We start from the raw sequence: 20026 nt of genomic DNA on the forward strand, positions 1-20026 counted from the left end.
GACGGCGCGGGCCACCGCGAGCAGCTTGGCGCGGACCACCCGGGCCGAGGTCATCATCTCGGCGGCCGGCAGCGCGCAGGCGAGCACCACCCGCCGTTCCATGTCCTTGTCCGGGGTGACCAGCACGGCCGCGCAGGCGACGCCGTGCCGGAACTGGCCCAGTTCCAGGTGCATCCCGCGCCGGTCGCCTGCCGCCAGGTCCGCCTCGAACGCGTCGGCGGCGACCAGGGTCGCCGAGGTGAACGGCCGCATGCCGTACTCGCGGAGGTAGCGGAACCGCTGCTCCGGGGTGAGGGTGGCCAGCAGCGCCTTGCCGAGCGCGGTGGCGTGAGCGCCCTCGTCGAAGCCGGGCACCAGGTCCTCCAGGTACGGCGACCGGGGCCCCTCGGCGAGCGCGGTGATCGCCACCTGCCCGCCGACGAACCGCCCCAGGTAGTGGCTGTAGCCCGTGTCCGAGGCGGCCCGACGCAGCGACTCGCCCACCGCCGGCGGCCCACGGAACGCGGTGACCAGTTCGCGGTACCGGTCCGCCACCTCCAACCCGACGATGTACGTGCCGTCTTCGCGCCTGATCACGTAGCCCTCGTAGGCGAGCGTGCGCACCAGGTGGTACGTGGTGGCCACAGTCAACTCGCAACGCCGGGCAATCTGTTTCACGGTCAGGCCCTTCGGTGCCCGTCCCACCGCTTCGAGCACGCGCAAGGCACGCGACACGCTGCGGATCAGGTCCGAAGGTTCCGCCAAGGGGTCGCGCACAACCACCTCCGCCGCCGGGGACTTACAGAATATGAAAAACCGGGCGCCTGCGAAATGCCCGATCGGATTGAGGATGCCAGATCTACAGCGACCGTGCGTACAGCGACGGACACGATCGGTTCATACGGGTAGCTCGCGTAGGCTCGTCCCAAATGGCCGATCTAACCGCTGACACCCCGGAATCCGTAACCTTTGCCCGGCCGACTCGTACCGTGCTCGCCGCCGCGGTCATCACGGTGGCCGGCGTACTGCCGGTCTTCCTGATCGGCGGACTCGCCGTGCAACTCGGCGCCGAGTTGGACTTCTCTCCCGCCGGGCTGGGGCTGGCCGTCGCGGTCTACTTCGGCGTGAGCGCGCTCGCCTCCGTCCCGTCCGGCGCCCTCGTCGAGCGGTACGGCCCGACCGCCGCCGCCCGGGCCAGCCTGCTGCTGGTCGCCGCCGCGATGCTGGCGGTCGCCGCCGTGGCCCGCTCCTACCCCGTGCTGCTCGCCCTGCTGGCGGCGGTCGCCGTGGCCAACCCGCTCGGGCAGATGTCCAGCAACGCCACCCTGGCGCACCGGGTACCGCCCGGCCGGCAGGGCCTCTCCTTCGGGATCAAACAGGCCGCCATTCCGGCCGGTACCCTGCTCGCCGGGGCCGCCGTACCGGCACTGGCGCTGACCGTCGGCTGGCGCTGGGCGTTCGTCGCCGCCGCCGTACTGGCACTGGCGATCCTGCCGGTCGTACCGACCGGTCAGCGGCAGGTGGCGGACCCGGCAGCGCGGCGCGGCGGCCGGGCGACCGGGGCGCTGGTCGCCCTCGGCGTGGCCGGCACCCTGGCGGCCGGCTCGGCGAACGCCCTCGGCACCTTCCTGGTCGACTCCGCGGCGGCCCGTGGACTCTCCCCGGGAGTCGCCGGGCTGGTGCTCACCCTCGGCGGCGCCGTCTGCCTGCTCTCCCGGATCCTGATGGGCGCACTGGCGGACCGCCGCTCCGGCGGCCACCTCAACACCGTCGCCGCGATGCTGGTGGTCGGTGCCGCCGGGCTGGGCCTGCTGCACCTGGCCGCTCCGCTGGCCCTGGTGGTCGGCGTGGTACTCGCGTTCGGCCTGGGCTGGGCCTGGCCCGGGGTGCTCAACTTCGCCGTGGTCCGGCTGCATCCGCAGGCACCGACCACCGCCACCTCGATCACCCAGACCGGGGTGTACGCGGGCGGCTGCCTCGGCCCGCTCGGCCTCGGTACCCTCGCCGAACACCTCGGGTACCCGACGATGTGGCTGGTCGCGGCGGCGGCGATGCTGCTCGCCGCCGGGCTGATGCTGGTCGGCCGGCGGATGCTGCTGACCTCGCTCCGGCGCCGGGTCGGCGGCGCCACCCCGCCGGTCGGTGGTTCGGCCCGGGTGCCCCGGCAGCGTCGTAGGCCGGCCGAACACCACGAGACCGGCGAGACGGATTCCGCCGTGGCCTGACCCCCGCCCGTCCACCCCCGACCGGACAGCGCCGCCACCGCGTCGTGCGGCGCCGTCAGCCGGTATCGCGAACAGGTTCCGAGCGGCGTCCCGGGCGGCTCAGCCGGTGCGGTCGGCGATGAAGTCGCAGAGCGATTCGAGAGCCTGCCGGGGGCCGGTGTCGGGCAGCGGGGCGAGGCAGGACCGGGCCTCCTCGGCGTAGCTGCGGACGGTCTCCCGGGCCCGCTTCAGCGCCGGAGACTCGCGGAGCAGGCCGAGCGCCTCGGCGTGCAGCGCGTCGTCGGTGATCGGGCCGAGCGAGAGGATCTCGCGCAGCCGCACCGAGGCCGCGTCGCCGTCGTCGGCGCCGAGCGCGTAGAGCACCGGCAGGGTCGGCACGCCCTCCCGCAGGTCGGTGCCGGGGGTCTTGCCGGACTGCACCGACTCGGAGGAGATGTCGAGCAGGTCGTCGGAGAGCTGGAAGGCGACCCCGATGGTCTCGCCGTACCCGGCCAACGCCTCGATGTGCATGGCCTGGGCGCCGCCGAACATGCCGCCGAACCGGGCCGAGGTGGCGATCAGGGAACCGGTCTTCTCGGCGATCACGTTCAGGTAGTGCGCGACCGGGTCGGCGTCGCGCGGGCCGACGGTCTCGGCGATCTGCCCGTGCACCAGCCGGGCGAACGTCCGGGCCTGCAACCGGACCGCCTCGGTGCCGAGGTCCGCGGCGATGTCGGCGGCCCGGGCGAAGAGGTAGTCGCCGACCAGGATCGCCACCGAGTTGCCCCACCGGGAGTTGGCGCTCGGCGCACCCCGACGCACCGACGCCTCGTCCATCACGTCGTCGTGGTAGAGCGTGGCGAGGTGGGTGAGCTCGATCACCACCGCCGCCGGTACGACCTGCGGGGCGGCCGGATCACCGAACTGGGCGCCCAGCGCCACCAGCAGTGGCCGGAACCGCTTGCCGCCGGCATCGACCAGGTGCCGGGCCGCCTCGTCCACCATGGGATCGGCGCTGGCGACGTTGTCGCGCAGCTCCGTCTCCACTCTGGCCAGCACGCTGGCCACCGATGCTTCCACGCGGGCATCCGCGAACTCGAGCCCGATCGTGTCCAGCCCGAGCGCCGCCATGCCGCCAGCCGTTCCCCCCACGCCTTCAACCATGCCACACCCGCCGGCCAACCCCTGGTCGGGGGCGGTTGACCTCGGAACGGGCGCGGGGGCGGCCCGTCATCGGACGAATTCGGCGGCGCCGTTGGCGAGATCCAGCAGCGGCGCCGGGGCCACCCCGAGTACCAGCGTGGCGACGACCCCGATCATCAGGGCTGCCGCGGTCAGCCCACCCGGCAGCGACACCGTCGGAGTGGACTCGCCCGGCTCGGAGAGCCACATCATCACCACGACCCGCAGGTACGGGAAGGCGAGGATCATGCTGGTCAGCACACCCACGATCACCAGCCAGACCTGACCGGCGTCGAGCGCCGCCCCGAACACCGCGAACTTGCTGGTGAAGCCGCTGGTCAGCGGGATACCGGCGAAGGCGAGCAGCAGGAAGGTGAAGAGCCCGGCATAGAGCGGCGAACGCCGGCCCAGCCCGGCCCACCGGGACAGGTGGGTCGCCTCGCCGTCCGCGTCCCGGACCAGGGTCACCACGCCGAACGCGGCGAGCACCGTGAAGCCGTACGCGACGAGGTAGAACATCGTGCTGGACAGCCCGTCCTTGGAGAGCACCAGGGCACCGACCAGCAGGTAACCGGCGTTCGCCACCGAGGAGTACGCGAGCAGCCGCTTGATGTCCGTCTGGGTGACCGCGAGCACCGCCCCGACCAGCATGGTCAGTACCGCGATGGCGCCGAGCACCGGAGTGAAGTCCCAGCTCGCCCCGGAGAACGCGACGTGCAGCACCCGGAGCAGACCGCCGAACGCGGCGACCTTGGTGCAGGCGGCCATGAAGCCGGTGATCGGGGTCGGTGCGCCCTGGTAGACGTCCGGGGTCCAGACGTGGAACGGCGCCGCCGCGATCTTGAAGAGCAGGCCGATGGAGAGCAGCGCGAGCCCGGCGAAGAGCAGCACCTCGCTGGCGGCCGAGTCGGTGACCGCGGTCCGGATGGTGCCGAAGTCGACGCCGCCACCGGAGCCGGTGCCGCCGGCCCCGACCGTGAAGCCGTAGACCAGCGCCATGCCGAAGAGGAAGAACGCCGAGGCGTACGAGCCGAGCAGGAAGTATTTCAGTGCCGACTCCTGGCTCAGCAGCCGCCGGCGCCGGGCCAGCGCGCAGAGCAGGTAGAGCGGCAGCGAGAACGCCTCCAGCGCGATGAACATCGTCAGCAGGTCGTTCGCGGCGACGAAGAGCAGCATGCCGGAGATGGCGAACAGGGTCAGCGGGTAGACCTCGGTCGCCCCGCCCTCGTCGGCGGCCTGCCGCTGGTCCTCCGGCGACCCGACGGTGACCGCGGCGTGCGCCACGAACGCGCCGCCGCGCTGCACCGACCGCTCACCGATCAGCAGCAGCGCCATCCCGGAGAGCACCAGGATCGCGCCCTGGAGGAAGAGCGTCGGGCCGTCGACCGCGATCGCCGAGCTGGCGGTGACCAGCCGGTCGTGCGCGTTCAGCACCACCGCGACCAGCGCGCCGGCCACGGCCAGCAGGCCGAGGACGAGCTGCGTGTAGTGCCGGCTCTTCCGGGGGACGAACGCCTCGACCAGGATGCCGAGCACGGAGGCTCCGAAGAGCACCAGGATCGGTGCCAGAGCCGCGTAGTCGATGTCCGGCAGCTTGAGATCCATTATCGGACCTTCCTTACGTACGCGACTGGCAGCCGGCTCACCGGTGTGCCTCCTGGACGGTGCCCACCGTCGGCGCCGGATCCTGCGTGCCGAGGTCCTGCTCCATGGTGGCCTGGACGGCGGGGTTGATGACGTCGGTGACCGGCTTCGGATAGAAGCCGAGCAGCAGCAGCAACGCGATCAGCGGGGCGACCACGACCTTCTCCCGTACCGACAGGTCCCGCCGCATCCCCTCCACCCCGGACAGCGCCGGGTTCAGCGTGCCCTGGGTGGTCCGCTGGATCATCCACAGCACGTACGCGGCGGCCAGGATGATCCCGACGGTGGCGATGATCGCGACCGGTTTGTTCACCGTGTAGGTGCCGATCAGCACCAGGAACTCGGAGATGAACGGCGCCGTGCCGGGCAGCGCCAGCGAGGCGAGACCGGCGAAGAAGAACACCCCGGCGAGCAGCGGTACCAGCTTGCCGGCGCCGCCGAAGTCGGTGATCAGCGCGGAGCCGCGCCGGGCGACCAGCATGCCCACCACCAGGAAGAGCAGCCCGGTGGCGAGGCCGTGGTTGACCATGTAGAGCACCGCGCCGGTGCCGGCCTGGGTGGTGAAGGCGAAGAGCCCGACGCCGATGAAACCGAAGTGCGCGATCGAGGTGTACGACACCAGCCGCTTGAGGTCGTTCTGCCCGACCGCCAGCAGGGCGGCGTAGATGATGCCGATCAGCGCCAGCGCGATGGCGTACGGGGCGAACCACTTCGACGCCTCGGGGAAGAGCGGCAGGCAGTACCGCAGGATGCCGAAGGTGCCGACCTTGTCCATCACGCCGACCAGCAGCGCGGCGGAACCGGCCGGGGCCGCGCCGCCGGCGTCCGGCAGCCAGGTGTGGAACGGGAAGAACGGTGCCTTGATCGCGAAGGCGATGAAGAACCCGAGGAAGAGCCAGCGCTCGGTGCCGGTGGAGATGTCGATCTGGGTCAGCGCCTGCCAGTCGAAGGTCTTGCCGCCGACCACCCAGAGCCCGATCACCGCGGCCAGCATGAAGAGGCCGCCGACCAGCGAGTAGAGGAAGAACTTCACCGCCGCGTACTGCCGCTGGTGACCGCCGTAGCTGCCGATCAGGAAGTACATCGGCACCAGCATGACCTCGAAGAACACGTAGAAGAGGAAGACGTCGGCGGCGGCGAAGACGCCGATCATCGTGCACTCGAGGAAGAGCAGCAGCGCGAAGTAGACCGGCACGGAGCGCTTGGACTTCTCGGCGTCGTGCCAGGAGGCCAGGATCACCAGCGGCACCAGCAGGGCGATCAGCATCAGCATGACCAGCGCGATGCCGTCGGCGGCGAAGGTGAAGTTCACCCCCCAGCGCGGGATCCACGAGTACGACTCGCGGAGCTGGAGCCGGTCGCCGCCGGCCTCGAAGGCGATCCACATGAAGACGGAGAGCACCAGCACGGCCAGCGACCAGCCGAGCGCGATCCGCTTGGCCAGCTCGGCACGGCTGGCCGGCAGGAAGACCACCACCAGCGCGCCGACCAGCGGCGCGACGGTGAGCACCGAGAGGAAGGGGAAGTCGGACATTATTCGGCCTTACCTCCGTCGTCAGTGCCCGGCCGGTCGAGGTCGCCCGGCCGGTTCAGCGCGGCCGGTGGGTTGTGGTGGGTCACGCCAACCACCCCAGTTGGACCGCCAGGAACGCCGCCACCACCAGCACCGCGCCGGTGAGGATGGACATCGCGTACGACCGGACGTAGCCGGTCTGGAGCCGGCGCAACCGGCCCGATCCACCGCCGACCGCGGCGGCGAGCGCGTTGACCAGCCCGTCGATGCCCCGGTTGTCCAGGAAGACCAGTGCCCGGGTGAGGAAGATGCCCGGCTTCTCGAAGACCGCCTCGTTGATCGCGTCGGTGTAGAGGTTGCGCCGGGCCGCCCGGACCACCGGGCCGGCCGGCTGCTCCACCAGCGCGGTGCCGTTGCGGAACAGCAGCCAGGCCAGGCCGGCGCCGAGCACGGTCAGGCCGAGCGAGAGCACGGTGATCACCGTGTGCGACAGCACCGGCTCGTGGTGCTCGGCATGGCCGAGTACCGGGGTCAGCCAGTCGGCGACCGGGGTCGCCATCAGCCCACCGGCGACCACGGAGCCGAGGCCGAGCAGGATCAGCGGCACGGTCATGACCGCCGGGGACTCGTGCGGGTGCTCGATGTCTTCGGTCCACCGCTTCGGACCGTGGAAGGTGAGCACGAAGAGCCGGGTCATGTAGAAGGCGGTCAGCCCGGCGCCGAGCAGCGCGGCGCCGCCGTACAGCCAGGCGGTCCAGTCGTCGCGGGCGAACGCCTCGACGATGATCGGCTCCTTGGTGAAGAAGCCGGAGAACGGCCACATACCGATGATCGCCAGCCAGCCCAGCCCGAAGGTGATCCAGGTGATCTTCATGTACCTCGCCAGCCCGCCGAACCGGCGGATGTCCACCTGGTCCTTCATGCCGTGCATCACCGAGCCGGCCCCGAGGAACATGTTGGCCTTGAAGAAGCCGTGTGCCAGCAGGTGGATGATGGCCAGCGCGTACGCGCCGCCGCCGAGGCCGACGCCGAGGAACATGTAGCCGATCTGGCTCACCGTCGACCAGGCGAGGACCCGCTTGATGTCGTCCTTGGCCGCGCCGATGATGCAGCCCATCAGCAGGGTGAGCGCGCCGACGCTGACCACGATGGTCTGCAGCGTCGGGTCGAGCGAGAAGATCGGGTTGGACCGGGCGATCAGGTAGACGCCGGCGGTCACCATCGTGGCGGCGTGGATCAGCGCCGAGACCGGGGTCGGGCCCTCCATCGCGTCCGGCAGCCAGGCCTGGAGCGGGAACTGGCCGGACTTGCCGGCCGCGCCGAGCAGCAGCAGCAGGCCGAGCGCCAGCACCGTACCGCCGGCGAGCTGGCTGGCGCCGTTGAAGACGTCGGCGTACTGGGTGCTGCCGAGGGTGGCGAACATGATGAAGATCGCGATGGCCAGGCCGGCGTCGCCGACCCGGTTCATCAGGAACGCCTTCTTGCCGGCGGTGGCCGCGCTCGGCCGGTCCTGCCAGAAGGAGATCAGCAGGTACGACGCCAGACCAACGCCCTCCCAGCCGACGTAGAGCATCACGTAGTTGTTGCCGAGCACCAGCAGCAGCATCGCCGCGACGAACAGGTTGAAGAACCCGAAGAACTTCCGCCGGCCGGCGTCGTGCGACATGTAGCCGACCGCGTACACGTGGATCAGGAAACCCACGCCGGTGATCAGCAGTACGAAGACCGCGGCCAGCGGGTCGAAGAGCAGTCCGAAGTCGACGTGCAGGTCGCCGACTGCGATGAAGTCCCAGAGGCTCAGCTCGACCGAGCGGTTCTCCAGGCCCCGCAGCGAGAAGAAGTAGGTCAGGCCGAGCACGAAGATGGCGCCGACGCTGGCCACGCCGAGCCAGTGCCCCCACCGGTCGGCACGCCGGCCGAGCAGCAGGAGGATCGCCGCGCTGACCAGCGGGATGGCCACCAGCAGCCACACGCTGCCCAGCAACCCCGTGGCGTGGGCGTACTCCACAGAATGTTCCACTGGTGGGCCCCTCTTAGTACTTCAACAGGTTGGCGTCGTCGACGCTCGCCGAGCGCCGAGTCCGGAAGATCGTCATGATGATGGCCAGCCCGACCACGACCTCGGCGGCGGCCACCACCATGACGAAGAACGCCATGATCTGACCGTTCAGGTCGCCGTTGATCCGGCTGAACGTGACCAGCGCGAGGTTGGCCGCGTTGAGCATCAGCTCGATGCACATGAAGAGGACGATCGCGTTGCGCCGAATCAGCACCCCGACCGCACCGACCGTGAAGAGCAGGCAGGCGAGGATCAGGTAGTGGTTCGGCGACACCGACAGGAAGTCCGACATCTTATTTCTCCGTCCCCTTCAGCGCAGTCTCCTCCGCGGAGAGTTCACGCTGCGGCAGGATCCGCGGCACGCTCCGCTCGGTCAGCCCGCCGTCCGGCAGCCGGGCCGGGGTGGCGACCGAGGACGAGGTGGCGTACACGCCGGGGCCGGGCTTCGGTCCCGGGTAGCTGCCGGGGCGGAACCGGGCCTTCATCGTGGCGACCTGGTCCATCCGGTCCTGGCGGCGCCGCTCGACGTGGGCCAGCACCATCGCGCCGACCGCCGCGGTGATCAGCAGGGCCGAGGTGACCTCGAAGGCGAAGACGTACCTGGTGAAGAGCAGCGCGGCGATCCCCTGCACGTTGCCGTTCGCGTTGGCCTGTTCCAGGCCGACCGCGTCCGCCTGGCCGAGCGCCCGCCACATCCCGCTGGCGAGCAGCGCGCCGAAGCCGAGGCCGAGCAGGATCGCCGCGATCCGCTGCCCGCGCAGCGTCTCGATCAGCGAGTCCGAGGCGTCCCGGCCGACGAGCATCAGCACGAAGAGGAAGAGCATCATGATCGCGCCGGTGTAGACGATGATCTGCACCAAGCCGATGAACGGCCCGGACTGGATCACGTAGAAGACGCCCAGGCAGAGCATGGTCAGCACCAGCCAGAGCGCGGAGTGCACCGCGTTGCGGGCCCACACCGTGCCGATCGCGCCGATCAGGGCGAGCGGGGCCAGGATCCAGAAGGTCACCTGTTCACCGCCGGTCACCCCACCCGCCGCAGCGAGCACCGCTGATGTGGTCATGACCCCTCCTCGCTCCGCTCGTCGGCGTCATGACCTCGAGCACTGAGCTGGCTGATTCGCTCGCTCATGACGTCTTCTCTCCGGTCGGGCCCGAGCCGTCGACCGTGCCGGTCTCGGACCAGGGCGCCCGCTCCGCGCCGGCCGAGGTGCCCGGGTTGGTCAGCGCGCCGACGTAGTAGTCCTTCTCGGTGTCACCGAGCCGCATCGGGTGCGGCGGCTGCTCCATCCCCGGCAGCAGCGGTGCCAGTAGCTGCTCCTTGGTGAAGATCAGGTCCTGCCGGTTGTCCCGGGCCAGCTCGTACTCGTTGCTCATGGTCAGCGAACGGGTCGGGCAGGCCTCGATGCAGAGCCCGCAGAAGATGCACCGGGCATAGTTGATCTGGTACGTGCTGGCGTACCGCTCGCCGGGCGAGAAGCGCTGCTCCTCGGTGTTGTCGCCACCCTCGACGTAGATCGCGTCGGCCGGGCAGGCCCAGGCGCACAGCTCGCAGCCGATGCACTTCTCCAGCCCGTCCGGGTGCCGGTTGAGGATGTGCCGCCCGTGGTAGCGCGGGGCGGAGACCGGTGGCTTGAACGGGTAGTCGGTGGTGACGACCTTCTTGAACATGTGCGAGAAGGTGACCCCGAAACCCTTGAACGATCCGGTGATCGCGCCCACGTCACACCTCCTTCTCGTCGTGTCCGGTACCGGCGTCGCCCGGCTGCCCGGCTCCCACGTTCGCCGGCTCCCGCTCGGCGACCGCCCGTTTCATCCGGGGGCTCGGCGGTACCTGTAGATCCATCGGCGGCAGCGGGAAGCTGCCGGCCGGCCGCCGGTTGACCTTCTCCTGGAGCGTCCGCTGCGGCGGCCGCCTCTTGCTCGGCCAGAGCAGCGTCACCAGCAGGACCACCAGCACCGCACCGGCGATCACCGAGTAGCGGGTGGAGTCGCCGAGGTCCTCCTTCTGCAGGGTGCGGATGCCGGCCAGGACCAGGATCCAGACCAGGTTGATCGGCAACAGCACCTTCCAGCCCAGCCGCATGAACTGGTCGTAGCGGAGCCGGGGCAGCGTGCCGCGCAGCCAGATGAAGATGAAGACCAGACCGATCACCTTGCCCATGAACCAGAGCAGCGGCCACCAGCCGGAGTTCGCGCCCTCCCAGAGCGTGATCGGCCAGGGTGCCCGCCAGCCGCCGAGGAAGAGCGTCGTGGTGACCGCCGACATCGTCACCATGGCGACGTACTCGCTGAGCATGAAGAGCGCGAACTTCAGCGAGCTGTACTCCGTCATGAAGCCGGCGACCAGCTCCGACTCGGCCTCGGGCAGGTCGAACGGCGCCCGGTTGGTCTCACCGACGGTGGAGATGAAGAAGATGATGAAGCTCGGCAGCAGCAGGATCGCGTACCAGCCGGGGGCGGGCAGGTCGACCACGCCGAAGAGGTTGAGCCGGGTGCCGTCGGCCTGCTGGCTGACGATGCCGCTGGTCGACATCGTGCCGGCGGTCATGAAGACCGCGACGATGGACAGGCCCATCGCCACCTCGTACGAGATCATCTGGGCGCTGGAGCGCAGACCGCCGAGCAGTGGGTACGTCGACCCGGAGGCCCAGCCGCCGAGCACGATGCCGTAGACGCCCATCGAGGAGCAGGCCAACAGCACCAGTACGGCCACCGAGACGTCGGTGACCTGGAGCGGGGTCCGCTCGCCGAAGATGCTCACCATCGGGCCGAACGGCACCACCGACAGCGCTGTCACCGCGCAGATCGTCGAGATGGTCGGCGCGAAGAAGTAGACGACCTTGTCGGCCGCCTTCGGCAGGATGTCCTCCTTGAAGGCCATCTTGAGACCGTCGGCGAGGGTCTGCAGCAGACCGAACGGGCCGATCTGGTTCAGGCCGGGCCGCTGCGCCATCCGGGCCACCACCCGGCGCTCGAACCAGACGCCGAGCAGGGTGGCCAGCACCGCGAAGACGAACGCCGCCACGATCTTGATCAGGACGAGCCACCACGGATCCTTGCCGAAGTCCTGCAGCGTCGGATCCTGGGCCAGGTAGAGGAGCTTCATCGGGTACCACCTCCAGCGCTGTTCAGCAGCGGCCCCGGCTTGCCCGCCGCATCGGCGGCGACCGGGGTGGCCGGGCCGGCGCTGAGCCGGACGACCGCGCCGGACGTGGCGCCCAGGCTGCGCCGGACGCTCGCGCCGGGCGAGTTGGTGGGCAGCCAGACCACGTCGTCCGGCAGGTCGGTGATCGCCGCCGGCAGGGTCAGCGCGCCCCGGTCGGTGCCGACCGTGACCGCGTCGCCCTCGGCCACCCCCAGCGCCTCGGCGGCGGCCTTGCCGAGCCGGACCACCGGCGGCCGGGCCGTGCCGCCGAGTGCCGGGTCGCCCTCGGTCAGCGTGCCGGCGTCGATGAGCTGGTGCCAGGTGGCGAGGACCGCCTCGCCCGGGCCGGGTCGGACCGGCGCGGCCGGCTCGACGGCCGGGGCGGCGGTCCGGTTGGCCTTGGTCGCCGGCAGCGCACCCAGCTCACGGCGGACGCTGTTCACGTCGCCGGTGCCGAGCCGCACGTCGAGCTGGGCGGCGATCGCGTCCAACACCCGGGCGTCGGTCATCGCGGTGGTGTTCAGCACCGCCTCGAAGGTGCGCAGTCGGCCCTCCCAGTCGAGGAAGCTGCCGGCCTTCTCCACCACCGGGGCGACCGGGAAGACCACGTCGGCGCGGCGGGTCACCGCGTTGTGCCGCAGCTCCAGGCTGACCAGGAACGGCACCTTCTCCAGCGCCGCGTCGGCGAGCCTCGGGTCGGCCAGGTCGGCCGGGTCCACGCCGGCCACCACCAGCGCGCCGAGCGAGCCCTCGGCGGCGGCCGCGACGATGCCGTCGGTGTCCCGGCCGGGCTGGCTCGGGATGACCCCGGCGGCCAGGTCCCAGGCGCCGGCCAACTCCGCCCGGCCGGCCGCGTCGGTCACCGGGCGTCCGCCGGGCAGCAGGTTCGGCAGGCAGCCGGCGTCGACCGCGCCGCGGTCGCCCGCCCGGCGAGGCACCCAGGCCAGCTTGGCACCGGTACGCTCGGCCAGCTCGGCGGCGGCGGAGAGGCCGCCCGGCACCGTGGCCAGTCGCTCGCCGACCAGCAGCACCGCGCCGGGCTGGCGCAGCGCCTCGGTGACCGAGGCGTGCCCGGCGAGCAGTTTGGCCTCGTCGCCGGGGGCGGCGGTCAGCACCGTCGCGCCGATCTTGGCCAGTCCCCGGGTCACGAACGGGGCCAGCGCCAGTACCTTCAGCCCGCGCTTGTTGTACGCCTTGCGCAGCCGCAGGAAGAGGATCGGGCACTCCTCCTCCGGCTCCAGCCCGGCGATCACCACGGCCGGCGCCCGCTCGACGTCGGCGTAGGTCACCTCGGTCGCCCCGGCCACCGTGCTGGCCAGGAACTGGGCCTCCTCGGCGGAGAGCGGCCGGGCCCGGAAGTCGATGTCGTTGCTGTGCAGCGCCACCCGGGCGAACTTGGCGTACGCGTACGCGTCCTCGACGGTGAGCCGGCCGCCGGTCAGCACCCCGATCCCGCGTGCGGAGTCGCGTGCCTCACGTAGCCCGTCGGCGGCGACGGCGAACGCCTCGCTCCAGGACGCCTCGCGCAGCTCACCGCTCTTGGCGTCCCGGACCATCGGCTTGGTGATCCGCTCGTTGGCGGTGGCGTACCGGAAGCCCCAGCGGCCCTTGTCGCAGTTCCACTCCTCGTTCACCGCCGGGTCGTCGCCGGCCAGCCGGCGCATCACCTTGCCGCGCCGGTGGTCGGTGCGCTGGGCGCAGCCGGCCGAGCAGTGCTCGCAGACGCTCGGGGTGGAGACCAGGTCGAACGGGCGGGCCCGGAACCGGTACTGCGCGCCGGTCAGCGCGCCGACCGGGCAGATCTGCACCGTATTGCCGGAGAAGTACGAGTTGAACGGGACGTCGCCGGAGTCACCCTCCTCGCCGCCGTAGACCTCGTCCCGGTAGACGTTGATCTCCTCGGCGCTGGACCGGCCCATCAGGTCGATGAACTTGTCCCCGGCGATCTCCTCGGAGAACCGGGTGCAGCGCTGGCAGAGCACGCAGCGCTCCCGGTCCAGCAGTACCTGGGTGGAGATGTTGACCGGCTTCTCGTACTCCCGCTTGGGCTCGTGGAAGCGGGTCTCGGTGCGGCCGGTGGACATCGCCTGGTTCTGGAGCGGGCACTCGCCGCCCTTGTCGCACATCGGGCAGTCGAGCGGGTGGTTGACCAGGAGCAGCTCCATGATCCCCTCCTGCGCCTTCTTGGCGACCGGAGAGGTGAGCTGGGTGCGTACCACCATGCCGTCGGCGACGGTCTGGGTGCAGGAGGCGACCGGCTTGCGCTGCCCCTCCACGTCGACCAGGCACTGCCGGCAGGCACCGGCCGGGGCGAGCAGCGGGTGGTCGCAGAACCGGGGGATCTCGATGCCCAGTTGTTCGGCGACCCGGATCAGCAGCGCACCCTTCGGCGCCGTCACCTCGATGCCGTCGATGGTGAGCGTGACGGTCTCGGTCTGCTTCGCAACGTCCGTCATGTCAGAGCCGCCTTCCGTTCGCGACTGCGGGGCTCGCAAGCTCAACTCGTGTTCCGGCGCGACCGCGTCCCACGCGAGCCGCCCCGGAACACTCGCTCCTCGCGCTCACCATTAGTGCGCTCCTACCAGGGTCTTCTCGGACAGCTTGGGAGCCGTCCGGCCCTCGATGTAGTCGAGGTAGTCCTGCTTGAAGTACTTCAGCGAGGAGGTCACCGGGCTGGTCGCGCCGTCACCGAGACCGCAGAACGAGCGGCCGAGGATGTTGTCGCAGGTGTCCAGCAGGGTGTCCAGGTCCTCGTGGGTGCCCTGCCCGGCCAGGATCCGCCGGTAGGTGCGGACCATCCAGTAGTTGCCCTCCCGGCACGGCGTGCACTTCCCGCACGACTCGTGGTGATAGAACTCCAGCCACCGGTAGGTGGCGTAGACCGGGCAGTCCTGGTCGGAGAAGATCTGGGTCGCGGTGGTGCCGAGGATCGAGCCGGCCGCCGCCACCCCCTCGAAGTCCAGCGGCACGTCCAGGTGCTCGGCGGTAAGCAGCGGCGTCGAGGAGCCGCCCGGGGTCCAGAACCGCAGGTCGTGCCCGGGCTGCATGCCGCCGGCCAGCTCGATCAGCTCGCGCAGCGTGATGCCGAGCCCCGCTTCGTACTGCCCGGGGTTGTTGATCCGGCCGGAGAGCGAGTAGATCATCGGCCCGGAGGACTTCTCCGTGCCCATGCTCTTCCACCAGGCCGCCCCGCCGAGCACGATGTACGGCACGCTGGCGATGGTGCCGACGTTGTTGACCACGGTCGGGCAGGCGTACAGGCCGTGGGTCGCCGGGAACGGCGGGCGCAGCCGGGGCTGACCCCGGAACCCTTCCAGCGAGTCCAGCAGCGCCGTCTCCTCGCCGCAGATGTACGCCCCGGCCCCGCTGTGCACCACCAGCTCCAGGTCGAAGCCGGTACCGAGGATGTTCTCGCCGAGATACCCGGCCCGGTACGCCTCCTGCACGGCGTTGCGCAGCCGCCGGGCCGCGTGCACCGCCTCGCCCCGGATGTAGATGTAGGCGCGGTTGGCCCGGATCGCGTACGAGGCGATGATCACGCCCTCGACCAGCGAGTGCGGGTCGTGGGTCATCAGTGGCAGGTCCTTGCAGGTGCCCGGCTCGCCCTCGTCGGCGTTGACCACCAGGTAGTGCGGCTTCCCGTCGCCCTGCGGGATGAAGCCCCACTTGAGCCCGGTCGGGAAACCTGCGCCGCCCCGGCCGCGCAGGCCGGAGTCCTTGACGAGCTGGATCAGGTCGTCCGGGTGGGCGGTGAGCGCCTTGCGCAGCGCCGCATAGCCGTCCAGCCGCTGGTAGACGTCGAGCCGCCAGGCGTCCGGCGACAGCCAGCGCTTGGTGAGCACCGGGGTCAGCTTCTCCAGCGTCTCCCGCCGAGGCGTCGTGGTCACTTCTCAGCCTCCTCTTCGCTCGCGACTGCGGGGCTCGCAAGCTCACTCCTCGCGCTCGCAGCCTCCTCTTCGCTCGCGACTGCGGGGCTCGCAAGCTCACTCCTCGCGCTCGCAGCCTCCTCGCTCGCGGCCGACTTCAGCGAGCGCTCCTGCGCCTCCGTACCGTCGCCGGCCGGCTTGGCGTCGCTGGCCGGCTTGTTGGCGGCGGCGCCGGCCTGCTCGGCGGACCTCGCGTCGGCCGGTCCGGCAGGTACGCCGTCGACCGGCGCCTTCGTCCCCGGCGCATCCGGGGCCGCGGTCTTCGCGTCCGGGTTCCGGGTCTCGGCGGTACGCACCTGTGGCGACTTGTCGTCCGGCGACTTCACGTCCGGCGCGGTGCTGCCGGTGGCGGCGGCCGGTCGGGTGGTCGCCGGGGCCGGCTTGTCACCGGTCTGGCTGCCCTTGATCGGGGTGTTCGGGTCGTAGCCGGCCACCGAGATGCCGTGCTGCTGTGCCAGCCGCAGTCCGGCCAGCGTCGGGTCGCCGGCCAGCCCGTCGGCCACCGCCTCCTCGCGCGGGTCGGCGAAGCCGGCCAGTTGCAGCGACATCTCCTTGAGGGTGCAGAGCCGGGCGCCCCGGCTGGGCTGCGGACGACCGCCCGCGCGCAGCTCGTTGACGACCGCGACCGCCGCGTCCGGGTCGACCTGGTCGAAGAAGTCGTAGTTGACGGTCATCACCGGGCCGTAGTCGCAGGCCGCCAGGCACTCGGCGTGCTCCAGGGTGATCTTGCCGTCCGGGGTGGTCTCGTCGTGCCCGACCCCGAGGTGCTCGGTCAGCGCGTCGTAGACCTGCTGCCCGCCGAGCACGTTGCACATGGTGTTGGTGCAGACGCTGACCAGCCAGTCGCCGGTGGGCCGGCGCTTGTACATGGTGTAGAAGGTGGCCACGGCGCCGACCTGCGCCTTGTTCAGCCCGAGGACGTCGGCGCAGAACTCCACGCCGGCCGGGGAGACGTACCCCTCCTCGGACTGCACCAGGTGCAGCAGCGGCAGCAGCGCCGAACGGGACCGGTCGGCCGGGTAGCGCGCGACGATCTCCCGCGCCCGCTCGTCGAGCTTCGCGTGCAGGTCGGCGCTGCGCGAGCCGCCGCCGTTACGCTGTGCCGGCACCTCGCCCGGCCCGGTCACCAGACCGTCGAGCCGGGACGCCGCGTTGCCAAACTGAGACTGAGTCATTTAGCGATCACACCCACCCATCACCGGGTCCAGCGACGCGCCGCCCGCGATCACGTCCGCGATCAGGCCGCCCTCGGCCATCGCCGGCAGCGCCTGGAGGTTGACGAAGCTGGGTTCGCGGTAGTGCACCCGGTACGGCCGGGTGCCCCCGTCGGATACCGCGTGCACGCCCAACTCGCCGCGGGGCGACTCGATTCCGACGTAGACCTGGCCCGGTGGCACCCGGAAGCCCTCGGTGACCAGCTTGAAGTGGTGGATCAGCGACTCCATCGACTGACCCATGATCTTGGCGACGTGCTCCAGCGAGTTGCCCATCCCGTCGACGCCGATGGCGAGCTGCGCGGGCCAGGCGATCTTCTTGTCGGCCACCATGATCGGGCCGGGGCGGAGCTTGTCGAGCGCCTGCTCGACGAGCTTGAGCGACTCCCGCATCTCGGCCATCCGGACCAGGTAGCGGCCCCAGACGTCGCCACTCTCGGTGGTCGGCACGTCGAACTCGTAGTTCTCGTAGCCGCAGTACGGCATGGTCTTGCGGATGTCCCAGGCCAGCCCGGCCGAGCGGAGCACCGGGCCGGTGACGCCGAGCGCCAGGCAGCCGGTGACGTCGAGTACGCCGACGTCCTTGGTCCGCTCCAGCCAGATCGGCTGGCCGGAGAGCATGTCCTCGTATTCCTTCAGCTTCTTCGGCAGGAGCTTCAGGAACTCACGGATCTTGACGATCGCCTCGTCCGGGACGTCCTGGGCGACCCCGCCCGGCCGGACGTACGCCATGTTCATCCGCAGGCCGGTGATCAGCTCGAAGATCTCCAGCACGTACTCGCGCTCGCGGAAGCCGTAGAGCATCACGTTGACCGCGCCCAGCTCCATCGCCGTGGTGGCGATCCAGACCAGGTGCGACGAGATCCGGTTCAGCTCCATCATCAGCACCCGGATGGTGGTGGCCCGCTCGGTCACCTCGTCGGTGATGCCGAGCAGCTTCTCCACCGCCAGGCTGTACGCCGTCTCGTTGAACAGCGGCGAGAGGTAGTCCATCCGGGTGACGAACGTGCTGCCCTGCACCCAGTTGCGGTATTCGAGGTTCTTCTCGATCCCGGTGTGCAGGTAGCCGACCACCGCCCGGGCCTCCCGGACGGTCTCGCCCTCCAGCTCCAGGATCAGCCGGAGCACCCCGTGCGTCGACGGGTGCTGCGGACCCATGTTGACGATGAGCCGCTCGTCGTTGATCGGGTCGTGCCCGCTGACCACCTGGTCCCAGTCGCCACCGGTGACGGTGAAGACCCGGCCCTCGGTGGTCTCCCGGGACTCGGCGTAGCTCGGGTTGGTCGAGGTGCTCATTGGTACGACCTCCGCTGGTCGGGCGGTGGGATCTCGGCGCCCTTGTACTCGACCGGCACGCCGCCGAGCGGGTAGTCCTTGCGCTGCGGGTGGCCCTCCCAGTCGTCCGGCATGAGGATCCGGGTCAGGCTGGGGTGGCCGTCGAAGACGACGCCGAACATGTCGTACGCCTCCCGCTCCTGCCAGTCCGCCGTGGGGTAGACCGAGGTGACGCTCGGCACCCGGGGCTCTTCGGCGGTCACCGCGACCTCCAGCCGGAGCTGCCGGCGGTAGGTCATCGAGGTGAGCTGGTAGACGACGTGCAGCCGGCGGGCGTCGGAGCCGAGGTAGTCGACTCCGGAGACCGAGGAGCAGAGCTCGAAGCGGAGCGCCTGGTCGTCCCGGAGCACCTGGCAGACCTCGGCGATCCGCTCGGGGCGGATGTGCAGGGTGAGTTCGCCCCGGTCGACCACGACCTTCTCGATCGCGTCGGCGAAGCCCGGGTACGCCTCCTCCAGCGCGTCGGCGACCTCGTCGAAGTAGCCGCCGTACGGCCGGGGGCTGCTGACCACGCCGACCCGCTGCCGGACCAAGCCGCCGAAGCCGGAGGTGTCGCCGCTGCCGTGGATGCCGAACATGCCCCGCCCGGCCGGGCTGGCCGGGGGCAGTTCGGCCGGCGCCCCGCTGGTCGCCCCGATCGGCGGCCGGGCCACCGGCACGCCGCCGCCCGGCTGCTCGCTGGTCTTGTTGGGCGGGTTTCCGTTGGCCTCGCTCACCGGTCAGCCCTTCCCACCAGGTGGTTCTGCGCCTTCATCCAGTTCTCGATCCGGAGCTGCTCCTCGCGCCCCTCGGCGACCGCCCGGGTCCACTCGGCCCGCCGCGCCTTGTTGTTGTGGTAGGACGAAGGCATCGAACCGGGCGCCACCACTGGGATGTCGCCCCGGGCCCGACGCGCCTCCAGCATCTTCCGCCCGTTCGGGCCGAGCGGCTCGTGGCCGATCTTCTCGCGCAGCTTGAGGATGGCGTCGATCAGCATCTCCGGCCGCGGCGGGCAACCGGGCAGGTACATGTCGACCGGGACGATGTGGTCGACGCCCTGCACGATCGCGTAGTTGTTGAACATGCCGCCGCTGCTGGCGCAGACGCCCATCGAGATCACCCAGCGCGGCTCGGCCATCTGGTCGTAGATCTGGCGCAGCACCGGGGCCATCTTCTGGCTCACCCGGCCGGCCACGATCATCAGGTCCGCCTGTCGCGGCGAGGCGCGGAACACCTCCATGCCCCACCGGCCGAGGTCGTAGTGGGAACCACCGGCCGCCATCATCTCGATCGCGCAGCAGGCCAGGCCGAAGGTAGCGCCCCAGAACGACGACTTCCGGGACCAGTTGACCAGCTTCTCGACCGAGGTGAGCAGGATCCCGGACGGGAGCTTCTCCTCGATACCCATCTGACGACCTCCCTCAGTCCCAGTCCAGGCCGCCGCGCCGCCACACGTAGGCGTACGCGACGAAGACCGCGACGATGAACAGCATCATCTCCACGAAGCCGAACAGCCCGAGGACGTCGAAGTTGACCGCCCACGGGTACAGGAAGATGATCTCGATGTCGAAGACGATGAACAGCATCGCCGTCAGGTAGAACTTGATCGGGAACCGGCCGCCGCCGACCGGCTGCGGGCTCGGTTCGATGCCGCACTCGTACGCCTCGAGCTTGGCTCTGTTGTAGCGCCGGGGGCCGGCGAAGCGCGCCGCGGCGACGGAGAACAGCGCGAACGCCGCGGCGAGGGCGAACAGCCCGATGATGGGTACGTACGGCGAGAGCGACATTGTTTTCCCCTGCTCGTCCTTCCCGGCCCTCGGTCAATTTCCAAATTCACACTATT

The 20026-nt window shown here is 70.6% G+C and carries 17 protein-coding genes; 1 reads left to right on the forward strand and 16 read right to left on the reverse strand.

Going from position 1 to position 20026, the window contains the following annotated elements; translation table 11 throughout:
* A partial coding sequence (locus tag R6Y94_RS39935; protein ID WP_318402113.1) for an IclR family transcriptional regulator occupies window positions 1-756 on the reverse strand: 756 nt, incomplete at its 3' end.
* A gap of 152 nt (window positions 757-908) precedes the next feature.
* Here R6Y94_RS39935 and R6Y94_RS39940 point away from each other — a divergent pair.
* Window positions 909-2204, forward strand: coding sequence for an MFS transporter (locus R6Y94_RS39940; protein WP_318400957.1), 1296 nt, complete (start codon window positions 909-911; stop codon window positions 2202-2204).
* Between the two features lie 99 nt (window positions 2205-2303).
* On the opposite strand, the gene R6Y94_RS39945 is transcribed toward R6Y94_RS39940, so the two are convergent.
* The 15 genes from R6Y94_RS39945 to R6Y94_RS40015 all read right to left on the reverse strand — a co-directional run bounded on the left by R6Y94_RS39945 (window position 2304) and on the right by R6Y94_RS40015 (window position 19970).
* Window positions 2304-3347 carry a polyprenyl synthetase family protein gene (locus R6Y94_RS39945; protein WP_412102960.1) on the reverse strand — a complete coding sequence of 348 codons (1044 nt, stop codon included), beginning with the start codon at window positions 3345-3347 and terminating at the stop codon, window positions 2304-2306.
* Window positions 3348-3413: 66 nt separating this feature from the next.
* On the reverse strand, window positions 3414-4973 hold the full coding sequence (gene nuoN / locus R6Y94_RS39950) for an NADH-quinone oxidoreductase subunit NuoN (RefSeq protein ID WP_318400966.1): 1560 nt from the start codon (window positions 4971-4973) through the stop codon (window positions 3414-3416).
* Between the two features lie 34 nt (window positions 4974-5007).
* Window positions 5008-6543, reverse strand: a complete 1536-nt coding sequence (locus R6Y94_RS39955; RefSeq protein WP_318400956.1) for an NADH-quinone oxidoreductase subunit M — start codon at window positions 6541-6543, stop codon at window positions 5008-5010.
* An 82-nt stretch (window positions 6544-6625) separates the two neighbouring features.
* Window positions 6626-8542: an NADH-quinone oxidoreductase subunit L gene (gene nuoL, locus R6Y94_RS39960; protein WP_318400954.1), complete on the reverse strand. Its 1917-nt coding sequence runs from the start codon at window positions 8540-8542 to the stop codon at window positions 6626-6628.
* 13 nt (window positions 8543-8555) lie between these two features.
* Window positions 8556-8873 carry an NADH-quinone oxidoreductase subunit NuoK gene (gene nuoK, locus R6Y94_RS39965; RefSeq protein WP_199187664.1) on the reverse strand — a complete coding sequence of 106 codons (318 nt, stop codon included), beginning with the start codon at window positions 8871-8873 and terminating at the stop codon, window positions 8556-8558.
* Window position 8874: 1 nt separating this feature from the next.
* Entirely contained in the window at window positions 8875-9645 is a 771-nt protein-coding gene (locus tag R6Y94_RS39970) for an NADH-quinone oxidoreductase subunit J (protein ID WP_318400953.1), read from the reverse strand.
* 64 nt (window positions 9646-9709) lie between these two features.
* Complete coding sequence (gene nuoI, locus R6Y94_RS39975) at window positions 9710-10303, reverse strand: NADH-quinone oxidoreductase subunit NuoI (protein ID WP_318400951.1); 594 nt, start codon at window positions 10301-10303, stop codon at window positions 9710-9712.
* Between the two features lies 1 nt (window position 10304).
* Window positions 10305-11690 (reverse strand): NADH-quinone oxidoreductase subunit NuoH, encoded by a 1386-nt coding sequence (gene nuoH / locus R6Y94_RS39980; RefSeq protein WP_318400950.1) that lies wholly within the window; start codon window positions 11688-11690, stop codon window positions 10305-10307.
* Complete coding sequence (locus R6Y94_RS39985) at window positions 11687-14185, reverse strand: NADH-quinone oxidoreductase subunit G (RefSeq protein WP_318400948.1); 2499 nt, start codon at window positions 14183-14185, stop codon at window positions 11687-11689. Before R6Y94_RS39985 ends, nuoH begins: the two co-directional genes overlap by 4 nt.
* Window positions 14186-14296: 111 nt before the next feature.
* The gene (gene nuoF / locus R6Y94_RS39990; protein ID WP_318400946.1) at window positions 14297-15616 is read right to left on the reverse strand and encodes an NADH-quinone oxidoreductase subunit NuoF; all 1320 of its coding nucleotides are present in this window, start codon (window positions 15614-15616) and stop codon (window positions 14297-14299) included.
* The gene (nuoE, locus tag R6Y94_RS39995; protein WP_412102989.1) at window positions 15613-16722 is read right to left on the reverse strand and encodes an NADH-quinone oxidoreductase subunit NuoE; all 1110 of its coding nucleotides are present in this window, start codon (window positions 16720-16722) and stop codon (window positions 15613-15615) included. Before nuoE ends, nuoF begins: the two co-directional genes overlap by 4 nt.
* 108 nt (window positions 16723-16830) lie before the next feature.
* On the reverse strand, window positions 16831-18165 hold the full coding sequence (locus R6Y94_RS40000; RefSeq protein ID WP_318400944.1) for an NADH-quinone oxidoreductase subunit D: 1335 nt from the start codon (window positions 18163-18165) through the stop codon (window positions 16831-16833).
* The gene (locus R6Y94_RS40005; RefSeq protein ID WP_318400943.1) at window positions 18162-18920 is read right to left on the reverse strand and encodes an NADH-quinone oxidoreductase subunit C; all 759 of its coding nucleotides are present in this window, start codon (window positions 18918-18920) and stop codon (window positions 18162-18164) included. The genes R6Y94_RS40000 and R6Y94_RS40005 overlap by 4 nt, the downstream gene beginning before the upstream one ends.
* Window positions 18917-19591 (reverse strand): NADH-quinone oxidoreductase subunit B family protein, encoded by a 675-nt coding sequence (locus R6Y94_RS40010; RefSeq protein ID WP_318400942.1) that lies wholly within the window; start codon window positions 19589-19591, stop codon window positions 18917-18919. Before R6Y94_RS40010 ends, R6Y94_RS40005 begins: the two co-directional genes overlap by 4 nt.
* Window positions 19592-19604: 13 nt before the next feature.
* On the reverse strand, window positions 19605-19970 hold the full coding sequence (locus tag R6Y94_RS40015; protein ID WP_318400941.1) for an NADH-quinone oxidoreductase subunit A: 366 nt from the start codon (window positions 19968-19970) through the stop codon (window positions 19605-19607).
* Window positions 19971-20026: the final 56 nt, after the last annotated feature.

Origin of the sequence: Plantactinospora sp. KLBMP9567 (assembly GCF_033446045.1) — a bacterium.
Taxonomy (GTDB): domain Bacteria; phylum Actinomycetota; class Actinomycetes; order Mycobacteriales; family Micromonosporaceae; genus Plantactinospora.

What these genes read in the sequence shown, in the direction of transcription:
- R6Y94_RS40010 (WP_318400942.1), bottom strand. Translation starts at nt 19,591, where the DNA reads ATGGGTATCGAGGAGAAGCTCCCGTCCGGGATCCTGCTCACCTCGGTC.
- nuoH (WP_318400950.1), bottom strand. Translation starts at nt 11,690, where the DNA reads ATGAAGCTCCTCTACCTGGCCCAGGATCCGACGCTGCAGGACTTCGGC.
- R6Y94_RS40000 (WP_318400944.1), bottom strand. Translation starts at nt 18,165, where the DNA reads ATGAGCACCTCGACCAACCCGAGCTACGCCGAGTCCCGGGAGACCACC.
- R6Y94_RS39985 (WP_318400948.1), bottom strand. Translation starts at nt 14,185, where the DNA reads ATGACGGACGTTGCGAAGCAGACCGAGACCGTCACGCTCACCATCGAC.
- nuoK (WP_199187664.1), bottom strand. Translation starts at nt 8,873, where the DNA reads ATGTCGGACTTCCTGTCGGTGTCGCCGAACCACTACCTGATCCTCGCC.
- R6Y94_RS39970 (WP_318400953.1), bottom strand. Translation starts at nt 9,645, where the DNA reads ATGACCACATCAGCGGTGCTCGCTGCGGCGGGTGGGGTGACCGGCGGT.
- R6Y94_RS39940 (WP_318400957.1), top strand. Translation starts at nt 909, where the DNA reads ATGGCCGATCTAACCGCTGACACCCCGGAATCCGTAACCTTTGCCCGG.
- R6Y94_RS39955 (WP_318400956.1), bottom strand. Translation starts at nt 6,543, where the DNA reads ATGTCCGACTTCCCCTTCCTCTCGGTGCTCACCGTCGCGCCGCTGGTC.
- R6Y94_RS40015 (WP_318400941.1), bottom strand. Translation starts at nt 19,970, where the DNA reads ATGTCGCTCTCGCCGTACGTACCCATCATCGGGCTGTTCGCCCTCGCC.
- R6Y94_RS39945 (WP_412102960.1), bottom strand. Translation starts at nt 3,347, where the DNA reads ATGGTTGAAGGCGTGGGGGGAACGGCTGGCGGCATGGCGGCGCTCGGG.